Origin of the sequence: Pseudorhodoplanes sp., assembly GCF_035565795.1 — a bacterium.
GTDB lineage: Bacteria > Pseudomonadota > Alphaproteobacteria > Rhizobiales > Xanthobacteraceae > Pseudorhodoplanes.
In genome coordinates, this window is sequence record NZ_DATMRV010000206.1 from 1 (window position 1) to 14,157 (window position 14,157).

17 protein-coding genes and 1 pseudogene are annotated in these 14,157 nt (G+C 63.0%); 9 read left to right on the forward strand and 9 right to left on the reverse strand.

Features of this window, described 5'->3' with window-relative positions:
* A partial coding sequence (thrS, locus tag VNZ93_RS18280; protein ID WP_325708354.1) for a threonine--tRNA ligase occupies nt 1-1,258 on the forward strand: 1,258 nt, incomplete at its 5' end.
* Between the two features lie 55 nt (nt 1,259-1,313).
* On the forward strand, nt 1,314-2,120 hold the full coding sequence (locus VNZ93_RS18285; RefSeq protein ID WP_325708357.1) for an SDR family NAD(P)-dependent oxidoreductase: 807 nt from the start codon (nt 1,314-1,316) through the stop codon (nt 2,118-2,120).
* A gap of 34 nt (nt 2,121-2,154) precedes the next feature.
* Here the strand turns inward: VNZ93_RS18285 and VNZ93_RS18290 are convergent, their stop codons facing one another.
* On the reverse strand, nt 2,155-3,150 hold the full coding sequence (locus VNZ93_RS18290; RefSeq protein ID WP_325708360.1) for a cytochrome-c peroxidase: 996 nt from the start codon (nt 3,148-3,150) through the stop codon (nt 2,155-2,157).
* 46 nt (nt 3,151-3,196) lie between these two features.
* Nucleotides 3,197-4,249: a hypothetical protein gene (locus VNZ93_RS18295; RefSeq protein WP_325708363.1), complete on the reverse strand. Its 1,053-nt coding sequence runs from the start codon at nt 4,247-4,249 to the stop codon at nt 3,197-3,199.
* 135 nt (nt 4,250-4,384) lie between these two features.
* Between VNZ93_RS18295 and VNZ93_RS18300 the strand changes: the two genes are divergently transcribed.
* The 3 genes from VNZ93_RS18300 (at nt 4,385) to VNZ93_RS18310 (ending at nt 6,655) form a co-directional block, all read left to right on the forward strand.
* Complete coding sequence (locus tag VNZ93_RS18300) at nt 4,385-4,954, forward strand: nitroreductase (RefSeq protein ID WP_325708367.1); 570 nt, start codon at nt 4,385-4,387, stop codon at nt 4,952-4,954.
* A 3-nt stretch (nt 4,955-4,957) separates the two neighbouring features.
* On the forward strand, nt 4,958-5,563 hold the full coding sequence (locus VNZ93_RS18305) for a flavin reductase family protein (protein WP_325708370.1): 606 nt from the start codon (nt 4,958-4,960) through the stop codon (nt 5,561-5,563).
* 96 nt (nt 5,564-5,659) lie between these two features.
* Nucleotides 5,660-6,655: a patatin-like phospholipase family protein gene (locus VNZ93_RS18310; RefSeq protein ID WP_414710116.1), complete on the forward strand. Its 996-nt coding sequence runs from the start codon at nt 5,660-5,662 to the stop codon at nt 6,653-6,655.
* A gap of 23 nt (nt 6,656-6,678) precedes the next feature.
* Here the strand turns inward: VNZ93_RS18310 and VNZ93_RS18315 are convergent, their stop codons facing one another.
* Entirely contained in the window at nt 6,679-7,110 is a 432-nt protein-coding gene (locus tag VNZ93_RS18315; RefSeq protein WP_325708373.1) for a CBS domain-containing protein, read from the reverse strand.
* A gap of 125 nt (nt 7,111-7,235) precedes the next feature.
* Nucleotides 7,236-7,982, reverse strand: coding sequence for a rhomboid family intramembrane serine protease (locus tag VNZ93_RS18320; protein ID WP_325708376.1), 747 nt, complete (start codon nt 7,980-7,982; stop codon nt 7,236-7,238).
* A gap of 408 nt (nt 7,983-8,390) precedes the next feature.
* On the opposite strand from VNZ93_RS18320, the gene VNZ93_RS18325 reads away from it, so the two are divergent.
* From VNZ93_RS18325 to VNZ93_RS18340, 4 genes are all read left to right on the forward strand, one after another.
* A complete protein-coding gene (locus VNZ93_RS18325; protein WP_325708379.1) occupies nt 8,391-8,960 on the forward strand; it encodes a PAS domain-containing protein in 570 nt (189 codons plus the stop codon).
* 78 nt (nt 8,961-9,038) lie between these two features.
* On the forward strand, nt 9,039-9,671 hold the full coding sequence (locus tag VNZ93_RS18330; RefSeq protein ID WP_325708382.1) for a PilZ domain-containing protein: 633 nt from the start codon (nt 9,039-9,041) through the stop codon (nt 9,669-9,671).
* A gap of 346 nt (nt 9,672-10,017) precedes the next feature.
* Nucleotides 10,018-10,632, forward strand: a complete 615-nt coding sequence (locus tag VNZ93_RS18335) for a transglutaminase-like cysteine peptidase (RefSeq protein WP_325708403.1) — start codon at nt 10,018-10,020, stop codon at nt 10,630-10,632.
* A 644-nt stretch (nt 10,633-11,276) separates the two neighbouring features.
* On the forward strand, nt 11,277-11,432 hold the full coding sequence (locus VNZ93_RS18340; protein ID WP_325708385.1) for a Flp family type IVb pilin: 156 nt from the start codon (nt 11,277-11,279) through the stop codon (nt 11,430-11,432).
* Between the two features lie 121 nt (nt 11,433-11,553).
* Here VNZ93_RS18340 and VNZ93_RS18345 read toward each other — a convergent pair whose 3' ends face one another.
* The 5 genes and pseudogenes from VNZ93_RS18345 to VNZ93_RS24955 all read right to left on the reverse strand — a co-directional run.
* The gene (locus VNZ93_RS18345) at nt 11,554-12,369 is read right to left on the reverse strand and encodes an FkbM family methyltransferase (protein ID WP_325708388.1); all 816 of its coding nucleotides are present in this window, start codon (nt 12,367-12,369) and stop codon (nt 11,554-11,556) included.
* A gap of 98 nt (nt 12,370-12,467) precedes the next feature.
* Nucleotides 12,468-12,716, reverse strand: a complete 249-nt coding sequence (locus VNZ93_RS18350) for a PilZ domain-containing protein (protein WP_325708391.1) — start codon at nt 12,714-12,716, stop codon at nt 12,468-12,470.
* 1 nt (nt 12,717) lies between these two features.
* Complete coding sequence (locus VNZ93_RS24950; RefSeq protein WP_414710117.1) at nt 12,718-12,972, reverse strand: PilZ domain-containing protein; 255 nt, start codon at nt 12,970-12,972, stop codon at nt 12,718-12,720.
* An 87-nt stretch (nt 12,973-13,059) separates the two neighbouring features.
* Entirely contained in the window at nt 13,060-13,467 is a 408-nt protein-coding gene (locus tag VNZ93_RS18355) for a hypothetical protein (protein WP_325708394.1), read from the reverse strand.
* Nucleotides 13,468-13,777: 310 nt separating this feature from the next.
* Nucleotides 13,778-13,972, reverse strand: a pseudogene (locus VNZ93_RS24955) (caspase family protein); the annotation flags it as partial.
* Nucleotides 13,973-14,157: the final 185 nt, after the last annotated feature.

A 14,157-nucleotide genomic window follows, 5' to 3' on the forward strand; every position in this document is an offset into this window, starting at 1 on the left:
GCGCGACCACCGCAAGCTCGGCCGCGAGATGGACCTGTTCCACTTCCAGGAGGAAGGCCCGGGCACGGTGTTCTGGCACGCCAACGGCTGGACGATCTTTCAGGAGATCGTCGCCTATATGCGCCGGCGGCTGAAAGGCGATTACAGCGAAGTCAACGCGCCGATCATGCTCGACAAGTCGCTGTGGGAGACCTCCGGCCACTGGGGCTGGTTCCGCGAGAACATGTTTCAGGCGACCTCGGCCGGCGACGACACCGAGGACGAGCGCGTCTACGCCATCAAGCCGATGAACTGCCCCGGCCATATCCAGATCTTCAAGCATGGCCTGCGCTCTTATCGCGAGCTGCCACTCCGCATGGCCGAGTTCGGCATCGTGCACCGCTATGAGCCATCCGGCGCGCTGCACGGCCTGATGCGGGTGCGCGCCTTCACGCAGGACGACGCGCATGTGTTCTGCACGCCCGAGCAGATGGCCGAGGAGTGTCTCAAGATCAACGATCTGATCCTGACGACCTATGCCGATTTCGGCTTCGAAGGCGAGATGACGGTAAAGCTCTCGACCCGGCCCGAGCAGCGCGTTGGTTCGGATGAAGCCTGGGATCACGCCGAAAACATCATGCAGGATGTGCTCAAGCAGATCGAGGCGCGCAGCGGAAATCAGAAGATCAGGACCGCGATCAATCCCGGCGAAGGCGCGTTCTACGGGCCGAAATTCGAATATGTGCTGCGCGACGCCATCGGCCGCGACTGGCAATGCGGCACGACGCAGGTCGACTTCAACCTGCCGGAGCGATTCGACGCCTTCTATATCGCCCCCGACGGCACCAAGCAGACGCCGGTAATGATCCACCGGGCCATCTGCGGCTCGATGGAGCGCTTCCTCGGCGTCGTGCTCGAACACTATGCCGGTCATCTACCTCTCTGGCTCGCGCCGAAACAGGCGGTGATCTGCACCATCGTATCCGAGGCCGATGACTATGCGGCGGAGATGGCGCGCACCGCGACGGCAATGGGCCTTCGGGTCTCGACCGACCTTCGCAACGAGAAAATCAACTACAAGGTCCGCGAACACTCGCTCGCCAAGGTCCCTGCTCTTCTCGTCGTCGGCAAGAAGGAAGCCGCCGAACGCACCGTGTCGATCCGCCGTCTCGGCAGCGAAGGCCAAAAGGTTATGCCCCTCGACGAGGCGCTCGCCATGCTTGCCGACGAGGCTCTGCCGCCGGATGTCCGGCGCGCGCGCCTCTCAAAGGTGGCGTGACACTGATTTTTCTTTCATCATGTCCGGTGGGATAATTTCCGCTGGGGGAGCACTGATGTCGGTCGAGCTGTTCAAGCTCGATGGGAAGGTGGCGCTGGTCACGGGCGCGGGTTCCGGGCTTGGCCGCGAGATGGCGATCGGGCTCGCGGCCGCCGGCGCCGAGGTGATCTGTGCCGACCGCGACAAGGGATGGGTGACCGAGACGGTCTCGATCATCCACAGCCGCGGCGGCAAGGCCTCTCGCATCGTTTTTGACGTCACAAAGGAAGACGAGATCGCCCATCTCGGCCGGGCCGTGAAGGGTGCGAACGGCAAGCTTGACGTGCTGGTCAACAATGCAGGTGTCGCGCCCTATCCGAAGCGGCTGCACGAGGTCGACATCGCCGACTGGCGGCGCGTCCTCGATGTGAACCTGACCGGCCCGTTCCTGGTCACGCGCGCGATCATCCCGCTGATGCTCGAGGCCGGCGGCGGCTCGATCATCAATGTTGCATCGCTGATCGGGATCGTCGGCTTCTATCCGGGATGTCCGGTATCGAGCGTGGCCTATGCCGCGACCAAAGCCGGCCTCACGGGCATGACGAAGCAGATCGCGGCCGAATACGGCAAGGACAATATCCGTGCCAACGCGATCGCACCCGGCTGGCAGGGTGCCGGCACGCGCCTTGCCGATCACTTCAAGGCCGACATGAGCACGCAGGACAAGGAGCGTTTCGAACAGGCGATCATTGCCGGCACGCCGATGGGACGGCGCGGCGCCTCGAAGGAATTGCAGGGCCTTGTGATCTACCTCGCGAGCGATGCGTCGAGCTTCGTCACCGGCCAGCTCATCGCCCATGACGGCGGCTGGACTGCCGTTTAGTCAACATGACCGCGGCCGGACCGCGGCCTGAGTATTATTCGCCGGTCAGCGTCCGCAGGAACGCGACGAGATCCTTGCGTTCGTCCTCGGTCAGATCAACCGGGCGCATCATCGGCGAGCGGCTCGGACGGTCGATGCCGCCCTTGACGTAGTGGTCCACGACATCCCGCAGCGTCTTCAGACTGCCGTCATGCATGTAGGGCGGACGCAGCGCCACCGACCGGAGCGTCGGCGTCTTGAAAGCGAACTGTGCGAAGGGGTCATCCTTGCGCTCGCGCCCACGCCCGGGATCCTTGTTGCTGATGCCGATATCGTGGAACTGGTCGTCGGTGAAACGCCAGCCGCGATGGCAGCCGACGCAGTTGCCCTGTTTGTTGAAGACGACAAAGCCGCGCTTCGCTGCATCGGGGATCGCCGTCTCGTCGCCGGCTATCCAGCGATCGAACGGAGCGTCGCCAGGCTCTATGGTGCGCTCGAATGCTGCAAGCGCGATGACGACATTGTCGAGATTGATCGGCTGTCCTGGCATCGCGCGCGCGAATGCCGCGGCATAACTGTCGCTCCGGCGCAGGCGGGCAACAATGTCGTCCACGCGCATTTCGTGCGGCGTCGCGAACATGGACATCGAACCGGTCCCGATGGACGACACCGCCTGCGCTTCGAGCGTGGCGTGGCGCCCATCCCAGTCGAACGGCGGACGCGCGTGGCCGATCCCCAGCAATGTCTGGACCCTGCGCTCCGTCAGGCGACCGGAATCCCCCATGCTGCGCGCGACATCATCCGCCCAGGCGAGCTCGGGTCGGTGACAGCTCGCGCAGGCTGTCTTGCCCGAAGCCGATATGACGGGGTCGAAGAAGAGCGTCCGTCCGAGCGCGACAAGCGCAGGATTGTCGGCAATCCGCGGTGCCGATCGCCGATACTCGGCTTTCATTGCCCGAAGATCATCCGGGCGCGGAACGTCCGATGCGAGGGCGGCGGCGCCGGACGCGATCAGGAGTACCGTAACGAGAAAAGCGAGCGGACGATGCACGATCGACTCCGAGTCGCCTCACCTGCTGGCGCTGGCGGCTTTCCGCTCAGCGCGCGACCACCGAAATTTCCCGATCGACGCCGGGGGAGACATTGAAGTCGTGCTGGAACGAACGCCCCTCGTTGCGGGCGATGACGCGATATTCGCCCTCCGCAAGCACCACACGCGGGAACGCGCCGATCGATTCCTTGATGACGTCGCCACCCGGCGTCAGAACCGACCACTGGGTATTTGCGATCGCTTCGCCGCCGCTGCTGGTCACGAGCTTCAGGGTGATAACCGCCGCGCGATGATTGACCGTTACATCGGTGACGCGCGCCGCCTGAACGCGGATGTCGGAGCGTACCACCGCGTTGCCGTCCCCGTAGTGCGAAACGATGTGATAGGTGCCCTCGGGCACCAGCATCACCTCGCCGGTGACGACATTCTGGCTGATCGGCCGCTTGTCGCCCGGCTCGAACTGGCTGCCCTTGTAGATGTCGAAATGGATCTGTCCGGCGGGAATGCGCGTCTCGCCGACCTTGCCTTCGATGCGAATGCCGCCGGCCGGGATATCGAAGGTCTCGCGCACGGCCTCCGCGCGCAATTGCACCTTCTTCAGCGAATGCGCGTGGCCCAGGGTCGCGTGAACGATGTAACCGCCCGGCGGCAGCATCAGCGTCGGCGCCGCAGTCTTGTCCTCACGGATCGGGCGGATGGCGCCGGTTGCATCGGCGCGGTCCGGGAAGACGCGCCACTGGATGCCGCCCGGGACCTGCGGCAGGTCGCGGCCGAATCGCGCGCTCAGATAAAGCGGAACCTGCCCCGGCGGTACCGCGGGAGCGAGTGCCGGAGCCGGAGGTGGAACAGCAGCCGTTGCGGGCGGCCGCTCGACCTGCGGCGGAGGCGGCAACGGGGCGACCGGAAGCGGGATGGGAGCTGGCGGCCGCAGGACGTCGGAGGCGCCGGGAGCCGCCAGATTGGTTGCCGGCGGCGGCAAGAGGCTTTGCGGCTCGCCTGGCACAGGCGGTGCGGCGCTCGCCGGCGCCGAGTTTCCGATGAACGGCTGCGCCTTCGCGGGCAGACTGCCGCATGCGAGCACCGCGATGGCCAATGCCATGCAAGCTCTTGCCCGCCCCGCCGCAGTTCCCAACTCCCTCATGTGGGCGTTTTCGGAGGAAATCGCGGCGAATTCAAGCCTAGGGGGGTACCGGTCCGATTTGTGCGGCTTTCGGGCCTGTGGTAGCCGCAGCGCATGACCGACGCACTCTCCCTTCTCTCCACACGCCGCTCGGTGAAGCCGATCGAGCTGAACGGACCTGCCCCCTCGGCTGGCGAGATCGACACGCTGCTGACCATCGCTTCGCGGGTTCCCGATCATGGGAAGCTGGCGCCATGGCGGTTCATCATCTTCGAGGGAGATGCCCGCCTTGCCATCGGCGAAAAGATTGCCGAGGCCTTCAGCTCGGACCGGCCCGACGCAACACCGGAGCAGATCGAGTTCGAGCGCAAGCGCCTCGCCCGCGCACCGCTGGTCATCGCTGTGGTCAGCCGTGCAGGCCCGCACGCAAAGATCCCCGAATGGGAACAGGTGATGTCAGCCGGCGCCGCCACGATGAACCTGATCACCGCAGCCCACGCGATCGGCTACGCCGCGAACTGGATCACGGAATGGTATGCCTACGATCCGCGTGTGCTGAAGGCGATCGGACTCGCCGACAACGAGCGAATCGCAGGCTTCGTGCATATCGGAACCCCGGCGCGGCCGCCGGAAGACCGTCCGCGCCCTCCGCTCTCGGAGATCGTGACGCGCTACGGCGCCTGACACATGTTCTACGACGCGCGAAAGAACGATCACGGACTTCCGCACGATCCGATCAAGGCCATCGTCGCGCCCCGTCCAATCGGCTGGATCACGTCCATGAGCGCAGCGGGCGACATCAATCTCGCGCCCTATTCGTTCTTCAATGCGGTCTCCAGCCGGCCGACGATCGTCACCTTCTCCAGCGAAGGACAGAAGGATTCGCTGGCATTCATTCGCGAGACCCGTGAGTTCGTGTGCAATCTGGCGACGTGGGATCTGCGCGAGGCCATGAACAAGACGTCGGCGCCGATGGCGCGCGGCGTCAATGAGATGGAGGCAGCGGGGCTGGAGGCTGCGCCGTCATGCCTCGTGAAGCCGCCTCGCGTCGCGGCCTCGCCCTGCGCGCTCGAATGCGTGTTGCTGCAAATCCTGCCGCTCAGCGATATTGAAGGTCGCGCGCTCGATGCGTACGTGGTGTTCGGAGAGGTGATCGGCGTGCATATCGATGACCGCTATATCCGCGACGGACTGCTCGACACAGCCGCCATGAAGCCGATCGCACGAAACGGCTACCACAACTATTCCGTCGTCGAACGCGAATTCCGGATGGTGCGGCCCTCGCGCGCATAAGACCGGCCGCCGCTTTCACCATCCGGTCCGATTTTCCATCGCACACCCTTGTCTCTCCGCATCGAAGCCGCAATCATCGGCTTGGAGGATCAGATCGTGCTGCAGGCCTTGATCCGGCGCGCCGTTAACGGTGATCGGGCGGCGGAGGCAATCACCGAAAAAAAGGCGCCGTCCAAACCGAGCGTTGGCCTCGCACTGGGCGGCGGGATTGCGCGTGGCTTCGTCCATATCGGAGTCCTGCAAGTACTCGCCCGGCATGGCATCGAGCCCGATGTCGTGGTCGGTACGTCGATCGGCGCTGTGGTCGGCGCCTGTTATGCCTGCGACAAACTGGACGCGTTCGACACCTGGGCGCGCGGTCTGACGACGCGCGGCGTCCTTGGTTATCTCGACATCAGTCTCGGTGGCTCAGGTCTGATCGACGGCAATCGCCTGGCGGATCGGCTGGAAGGGACCCTGGCCGACACGATGATCGAGGGATTGCCGAAACGCTACGCGGCGATCGCGACCGAACTTGGAACCGGTCATGAGATCTGGCTGACGCGCGGACGCCTGGTCGATGCAGCACGCGCCTCCTACGCCCTGCCGGGTCTGTTCACTCCCGTCCGCCTCGGCGGCCGCTGGCTCGTTGACGGCGCGCTGGTGAATCCCGTGCCGGTATCCGCCGCGCGGGCGCTCGGTGCGCGGCTGGTGATCGCGATCAATCTCAACTCGGATATGCTCGGACGCGGCGGCACGATCTCAAGTCACGGACCGGACGAGGACGATGCGCGTCTTCTGACCGAAATGCGATCACGTCCCGAAGGACTGCGGCGGATTCTTAGCCCGGAGTTTCTGCTCAAGCGGCAGCTCATCGGCGATAAGCGCAGCCCGAACATCGCCAGCGTCATGGTGGATTCGTTCAACATCATGCAGGATCGCGTGACGCGTTCGCGTCTCGCCGGCGACCCGCCCGATGTGATGATCGCGCCGCGCTGCGGGAAGATCGGCCTGTTCGATTTCCATCGCGCAAAGGAAGCGATCGAGATCGGCGCTCAGGCCGCAGAACGCGCCATTCCCGATATCGAGGATGCGCTCGCTGCCTTGACGTGAGCAACGAGCGCAATTCGTTACCGTTAGGCTGTCTGGATGTAATCCCGCATCGCGCCCTGCTCGAACTCGAGTTCGGTGAGGCGATACTTCACCACGTCGCCGATCGAGATGATCCCGACGAGATTGCCTTCATCCATCACCGGCAGATGCCGGAATTTGCCCGCCGTCATGCGTTCCATGAGCATGGCAACCGTATCGGTGGGCGTGCAGGTCACGACCTTCCGGGTCATGACCTCGCTCAATGGCATTTGCAGCGCACTCGCTCCGTAGCGCGCGAATGCGCGCACAATGTCGCGCTCCGAAATAATTCCCGTGATCCGGCCGCCTGCTCCGGTCACGACCAATGCACCGATCTTTCGGTCCGCAAGAATATTTGTAGCTTCTGCCAGCGTCGCCGTGGGCGCGATCGTCATAACATCGCGGCCCTTTGCGGAGAGGATCGACTTCACGATCATTGTTTCGCCTCCCTATGGAGCGCGCGTCCGCAACGCGCAGACTACGCGCATGCTCTCAACCGCTTAGTGAGAAGAGTGTTCCACGCAGCACGCATGTTGGCCAGCACCAAACATGCTGCAACGCATCAGGCCGCGGGACGATCGTCCCGTTCTGGTGCGGATCCAACCGGATCGAACCAGCTGAACAGAAGCAGGCCGGCCAGAAAGCCGCCGACATGCGCCTGCCACGCAACCGGTTGCTCGTTACCCGTGATCGAGATCGAGCCAAGTCCGAACAAAAGGTTGAGACCGAACCATACGGCAAGGAACGCGAGCACACGCGGATCGCGGAACGAGTTGACAAGTGACAAGGCGGGAACGCGATAGGAGTGATGCGCCCCGCCAAACGTGAGCGGACCGCCGCGCTGAAATGCGAACCGCATCGCGCCAGACATCGCGCCCGATATCGCGCCCGATGCGCCGACCATTGGAACCATCTGTCCGAAATGCGTCACCAGATGCGCGAGCGCTCCGGCCGCGGCCGTGACCGCGCAGAAGGCAAGGAAACGCGCCGCCCCGAACCGTCGCGCGAGCGGCGTGCCGAAGGCGAGAAACCAAACCGAATTGAACAGAAGGTGCATCCAGTCGGCATGGAGCAGCGCATAGGTGACGAAGGTCCAGATATCGGCAGCGGTTCCGCCGGGCCACGCCGCATTCGCCAGAATATTGGCGTCGTAGCGCGCCGGAATGAACGCGAACAGCAGCAGGACCTCGACCTCGGCCTCCTGCGATAGCAGCGAACGGAGCGCGTGAATGACAACAAGCGCGCCGATCGTGGCGACGAGCACGCCGGGAACGTTGAAGATGGGTTCGCGAGGAGTCGAGGAATTCATGGCGGGAGCTATCCGGTGCCCTAGTCGCCCGCCGGCTCCGCAACTTCAAGTCAAATCGGCCGCAAAACGGAAAATCCCTGAAACCGGCCGCAAAAATGCGAGGGGAGAGCCTTGGCTCTCCCCTCGCCGTCCCTGACGCTGCGACGCAAGTCGCGCCGGTCACGTCCCCTCTGTCTCAACTCTGGCAGGCACCACACAACCTGCCGTCCGGTTCGATGGCGACCCTACCAGCCCCTTCACGCCGGCCAAGTGCAAGCTCCTGTTAACGATAACGGCCGCGCCCGCATGAAGGCACGCGTCCTGCACCATCACGCTCAATCACTTCAGCGCGCGTCAATTCTGTCCCGCATCGGTACAGAAGCCCGACCAGCCCGATACGAACGGCACAACGGAACGATGAAGCAGAGCGTGACACGCGCATTGTTCGCTTACTGGGACGCGTTGCGCGGCACGCGTCCGGCACCCGATCGCGCCGAAATCGATCCGGGCGCCATTCGGTCCTGCCTTGCCCGCACGTTCGTTTTGGCCTTCGACGCCGAGCACGGACACCCGTTCAGGATTGCAGGGACGGCCCTGTGCGAGACATTCGGACGCGAATTGACCGGCACCGCGTTCGAGCGACTTTGGACCCACGACGAGCGGCCGGCGATTTGCGAGCTGATACAGACGGTGACGCAGGAGAGCGAGGGCGTCGTCGTCGGCGTCAGCGGTCTGAACGACGCTGCACCCGACGCCGAACTCGAATTGATCCTGTTGCCGCTTGCGAGCGCCAGCCACGGCGCAGGCCGCGTTCTCGGCGCACTGTCCCCCGTCTCAGCCACTTATTGGCTCGGCGCACGCCCGGTACAGTCGCTGCGCCTCGGCGACATGCGCTTCATCCGCGCCGCCGCGACCGCCAGACCTGCGCCGATCCGCGGGCCGGGCTTCGTGCTCTATCCCGCTGCGCCGTCGGCCATTTCACGAAATTGCCAAGGCTAACCCGTCGTTAACGACGCTTGAATAGGTTTTAACGACCGCGTGCACTCGGGCGCGTGCGGCAACGTTAAGACCCGCATCATGGCAGCTGTTTTCGGCAACCTGGCTCACGCAAACGCCCGCGTCCTCCCGCACAGCGAGGAACGCAGGCGCTTTCAGCGCGTGAAGGTCAATCTGCTCGGCCGCTACATGCTGTCGGACCGCCGCGAATATCCGTGCCAGGTGGTCAACATGTCGCCCGGCGGCATGGCGCTGTTCGCGCCGGCTTTCGCGCAGGTCGGCGAGCGCGTGATCGCCTATATCGACCATGTCGGTCGGCTGGAAGGCGTTTGCACGCGCGTATTTGATAACGGATTCGCAACCACGATCGCGGCAACCGCGCGCAAGCGCGACAAGCTGGCCGCACAGCTGACCTGGCTTGCAAACCGGCATCTCCTCGCCTCGCCCGAAGACCGGCGTCACGGACGCTTTGCGCCGCGCAATCCGATGACCATGCTGATCCTGCCGAACGGAGCAGCCATCGGCTGCCGGCTGATCGACGTATCGCTCTCCGGCGCGGCTGTCGCGACCGACCAGCGCCCGCCTCTCGGCGCGCTCGTGACCGTCGGAAAGATTCAGGGCCGCGTCGTCCGCCACCTCGACGAAGGCTTTGCAGTCGAGTTCCTGCGGCTGCAGCATCCGGACTTTCTGGAAGAAAGCGTCACCGGCGGGTAAACGCGCAAGGCCGTCCAAAAGACGGAATTCGGCTCGACTAACGCGCGCCGAGACCAATCCCCTCATTCACATTAGTCAGATCCGGACGTGAGCGCCTTCTGCGTGAGACGGAGCATGCGCTCTCTCAATGCAGGAAAATCAGCGCTTTTGCGCATAAGTCCCGCCTCACGGAGCGAAACCGGATTGATTCAATTTTACTCAATTTCGTTTCAAGTGAAATTCGAATTCACCGCTCACTTGATTTTCTTTCGCTTCAAAAGCGCTCGCTCGACTTAGCGGCACGACAAAAGCTTTGTGCGAAGTGTGACCTAACGATAAGGGACGGGGTCACGCGGTGCAACGAGTTCTGCTCAACTTACACGGAAGCGTGCGGATTGCGGCGGCAGCCTGCATAATCGCATTCGGAAGCGCAGCGGCGGCGGGCCCGCGTCCTCTCTTCGTCTCGGTCGGAGAGACATCGCGTCCTCCGATCGGCTGGATCGAGTTCTGCGCAGAAAATCCGCGCGAATGCAATACCGCTTCATCGACACCGCGCGATGTCGTGCTGACCACCAAGGCGTGGAAGGATCTCGCACGCATCAACAAGTGGGTGAACGACAACATCAAGCCGATCACTGACCTCGATCAGTGGGGCGTCGTCGAGAAGTGGTCTTATCCGGACACGGGCCGCGGCGATTGCGAAGATTACGTGCTGCTGAAGCGCCGCATGCTGATGCAGGCCGGCTGGCCGCGCGAGGCGCTGCTGATCACCGTCGTGCGTGAACGCAATGGCGACGGCCACGCGGTCCTCACCGTCAAGACCGACAAGGGCGAGTTCATTCTGGACAATCAGCATCCCGACATCCTGCTTTGGTCAGACACCAATTATCGGTTCGTGAAGCGCCAGTCGCAGCACGACCAGAATGTGTGGATCTCGCTTGGCGATCCGCGGCCGACGATCTCGACCGCAACGTCACGCTAGTTCCGAAGGATCACGAGACAGCGGAAACGCGATCCCGGTCACGTCCCCACCCCTCCCCGTCCCCGACCGGGCTCGTGGCGGCCGGCTCTCCCCCCAAGAGCCGGCCGCATTCTTTTTGCGGCGCGATTAACCTCAAGCAGCGCCCGGCGAGTCAAAACTGCGCGAGCTAGAAGCCCTTACACCGAAGGAATTGCGTATACTGCTTTGCCTGACACGAGGGCAAAGCAATGGGCACACCTGTTGAATTCGACGGTCAGAACTTTGTGCTTCAGCCGCCGCGCGGGGCAGAAAACATCAGACCGCTGCCGATCTTTCGCAACGGAAAGTGTTGCGTTTCATGCTGGGAATTGTCCGACGAGGAGATCGCCGAGATCATGAAGTCTCGGCGCGTTTACTTGTCCGTCGTTCTTGGCGACACGCAGCCGCCGGTGTTCGTCGGAAGCGAGGACCAAGTCCGACGCTTCGTGGCCGATTACGGTGTCTGGAAACGTGCTCCGCAGGCTGGGTAGACACACCGGCACACCCGCAACCACATTCCTCGAATAACAGCTATTCGATTTTTAGGATTTGAGAAAAGCACTGATTAAAGGCTAGCGCCTAGGTTGTCTCGTGCCCGTGTCCAACCGAGAGGGAGATCGTCCTGCATGATTACTAATTTTTTTCGCGATGAATCGGGCGCCACGGCCATCGAATATGGTCTGATCGCTGCCGGCATTTCTGTTGCCATCATCACCGTGGTGGGCACGCTCGGCGGAAAACTCGTTTCCACCTTCACCAGTGTGGAAGGCGCGCTGAAGTAGGCGCGAGGGCGAGGCAGCAAGACACCAGACCTTGCTGTAGCAAATGTCAATGCGAAAGGGGTCGCTTGCCATTGGGTGACCCCTTTCGATTTCGGCGCCGCGCATCTAGGCTCTGGAGCGACTACGCGGTACCGCCAGACATGAAAAACAACGCGTTCTCACCGCTGATCGCGAATTCGAAATCCTTTTTCGCAATCCTCTGGAAGAAATTTCGGCTGGTCTTCCGACCTGGCAGCTTTTCATCGTGCAATTCGATAATGAGCAGGCCAGTTCTGTCGAGCCACTCTGTGTTCGAACGGAACAGCGCAGCCTCCGAACCTTCGATGTCGATCTTCATCACGAGGATCGGCTTGTCGCCCGCGATGTCACCGATCGTGTGAGACTGGACGCCACCGCGCTCGCCGCTCGCCTGATCCACCTGATAGGCCCAAGGCATGACACTGCGGTCGACGATCGACAATTGCGTCTGCTTGTCCCAAACACCGCCCGCTACGATCTCCGTGTTCGGATACGCCGCGAGATTGCGCCTCATGAGATCGATGTTATCGGCGGCGGGTTCGACGGCGACGACTCGCGCCTTCGGAAAAAGGTTCGCGAACCAGAGCGCGCTCAGGCCGATATTGGCGCCGCAATCAACGATAAGAGGCGTCTCTCCGCGCCCGAGCGCAGCGCGGTAATCGTCCCAGACCTTCCGCTGCTGAGGGAAGCGGGCAAAATCGTATTGCCCCTCGGCAAAGACCTGCAGAAATGTCTCGATGTCGCTACTGTTTGCGCGAAGCCATATCGGCGCCTGGAAGCCTTTGAGGTGCACGGCAATCAGATCGTGGTTCTGATAAGGGCGTGAAAACAGCCACGCCAGCCGGATTGCGGTGCGCAGGCCAAGCCGACGCCGCATCCCGAGAACATTCCAGAAGAACGTCTTCGCCCTTGAAATCATGTGCCGACGATAGTCCAGCCGCACGAAGCGGCGCCACGAAGAACGATCAAGCTCTCGAACAATGCGCCGTTAACCTCAACAAGGCGCGTCAACGACCGTCAGCGTCCGCCGGTGAATTCAACGCCGACACGCGGTCCCGATTGCCACGCGACGCGGCAGGATCGCCGGATATATTGCGGCTTGATGACGACCGAGAAGCCTTTCGGCAGGACGGGGCGGAAATCAAACTCCAGGCACGCACCCGCCTGAGACATGTTCAGGACCGTGCAGTCAACAATTGCCGCAACGCCGAAGCTGACCGAGCCCGGCTTGCCGGCATCCTCACGCACTGTCTTTCGCCGCTCCATATCAGCATTCGCCAACGAATTGAACGCCGACGCGGTATGAGGACTGCCAGACAATGCGGCAAGGACGGCTTGCCGATTCCCGGGCGAGGGTGAGCGAGAATTCCTTCGGCAGAGCCGTCTGCCTATGGACAAACACGAGACAGGCGCCGTCCCGCGACATGTTGCGTACGGTGCATTCGATGCCGCGGCCGAAACGCGCCTGCACCGCAGCCGCGCCGGAAGCCTGCAATCTTTCTGCCTTGCGCCGTTCTGTCATGTGAGCGCCTCTGTTGGTATGAGCGGACACTAAGCCGATCGCTCTAATTCGAAATAAATTGCGCCGCAGAATCCAGGGAGCATGGATTCATGTTCTGTTAACCCTGCTGTCGCAGTCGCCTGCGAAAAGAGCCGTGTTTTCAGCGTCGTGCCAATGTACGCCCTCTCTCTTCAACGACCTTCGGTCCGGACTGGGTAAACACCACCCGCAATTCGTAGGTCGCGGCACCGGATGACGCACGGTCCGCGCGCGGGTCGCTGACATTTTAATCCAGCTCCCCGGGCACGACGCAGTCGCCCGCGGCTTGTCACACTGCACGCGCATCGTCTCGGCCTTGAGCTGGTAGCGGCGCTGCGGCCAGCGACCGAGATAGCGGCGCTTCTCCTCGACCACCTGCGCGTTGGTCACGACCTTGCCGTAATAGCGGATTTCGGCGCTGAAGCTGTTGCGCACAAACGCCAGCACCTGCTCGGTGTTGCCTTCCGTGCGCCGCATATAGTCCTCGATAAACGCGCGTGCACGGCCGTCCAGTGTGGCGGCACCGCTCGGCCGCGGCGAAACCGGCACCACCGGAGGCGCTGACGCTGGCGGCGTAGCGGGCGCAACATTTGCGACACGCCTCTGGCACGTGGCGCGCGAAGACGATAACGCCTGAGAAGCGCCATCGAGACTGACCTGCAGCAATCCCTTTCGATAGACGAGCTGCAGCGTCATTGTGCTCGCGCGCCAGAAGGAAGTTCTGGTCGAACAGCTGAATCCCGTGACCGGCGAAATAGAACGGTGCGAGATCCGCACCAAGCGCCTGCCCGACGAAGCGCTCGGCCGCGCGGTTGAGCGTGAAGGCGTCGCCGTCGAAGACCTCCGTCACGTCGAAACCGAGATCGCGCAGACGGTCGGCGACCGCTGCCGCATCGCGCTGCGCATTCGGCAAGGACGAGGCCTTCTCGAATTGCGAATTGCCGACGACCAGCGCGACGAACCGGTCCGCCCTCGCCTGCACGAGCGTGATCGACCAGAACGCAATCGCAATCAGGACAGACAGCGAGGCGCAACATCATCGTGGGCTCTCCGCAGCCGAGCAGGCCGATGACGGTATTCTATGCGGCCGCGGCGCCCCCGCGAGAAGAGGCGCCTCATCCGACCCGCTTCAACCCTTTGGCATATTCACGCGAGCGGCGGACGTAA

What these genes read in the sequence shown, in the direction of transcription:
- VNZ93_RS18340 (WP_325708385.1), top strand. Translation starts at nt 11,277, where the DNA reads ATGATTACTAATTTTTTTCGCGATGAATCGGGCGCCACGGCCATCGAA.
- VNZ93_RS18330 (WP_325708382.1), top strand. Translation starts at nt 9,039, where the DNA reads ATGGCAGCTGTTTTCGGCAACCTGGCTCACGCAAACGCCCGCGTCCTC.
- VNZ93_RS18315 (WP_325708373.1), bottom strand. Translation starts at nt 7,110, where the DNA reads ATGATCGTGAAGTCGATCCTCTCCGCAAAGGGCCGCGATGTTATGACG.
- VNZ93_RS18305 (WP_325708370.1), top strand. Translation starts at nt 4,958, where the DNA reads ATGTTCTACGACGCGCGAAAGAACGATCACGGACTTCCGCACGATCCG.
- VNZ93_RS18345 (WP_325708388.1), bottom strand. Translation starts at nt 12,369, where the DNA reads ATGATTTCAAGGGCGAAGACGTTCTTCTGGAATGTTCTCGGGATGCGG.
- VNZ93_RS18295 (WP_325708363.1), bottom strand. Translation starts at nt 4,249, where the DNA reads ATGGCATTGGCCATCGCGGTGCTCGCATGCGGCAGTCTGCCCGCGAAG.
- VNZ93_RS18350 (WP_325708391.1), bottom strand. Translation starts at nt 12,716, where the DNA reads ATGGAGCGGCGAAAGACAGTGCGTGAGGATGCCGGCAAGCCGGGCTCG.
- VNZ93_RS18300 (WP_325708367.1), top strand. Translation starts at nt 4,385, where the DNA reads ATGACCGACGCACTCTCCCTTCTCTCCACACGCCGCTCGGTGAAGCCG.
- VNZ93_RS24950 (WP_414710117.1), bottom strand. Translation starts at nt 12,972, where the DNA reads ATGACAGAACGGCGCAAGGCAGAAAGATTGCAGGCTTCCGGCGCGGCT.
- VNZ93_RS18355 (WP_325708394.1), bottom strand. Translation starts at nt 13,467, where the DNA reads ATGCGGCGCACGGAAGGCAACACCGAGCAGGTGCTGGCGTTTGTGCGC.
- VNZ93_RS18320 (WP_325708376.1), bottom strand. Translation starts at nt 7,982, where the DNA reads ATGAATTCCTCGACTCCTCGCGAACCCATCTTCAACGTTCCCGGCGTG.
- VNZ93_RS18285 (WP_325708357.1), top strand. Translation starts at nt 1,314, where the DNA reads ATGTCGGTCGAGCTGTTCAAGCTCGATGGGAAGGTGGCGCTGGTCACG.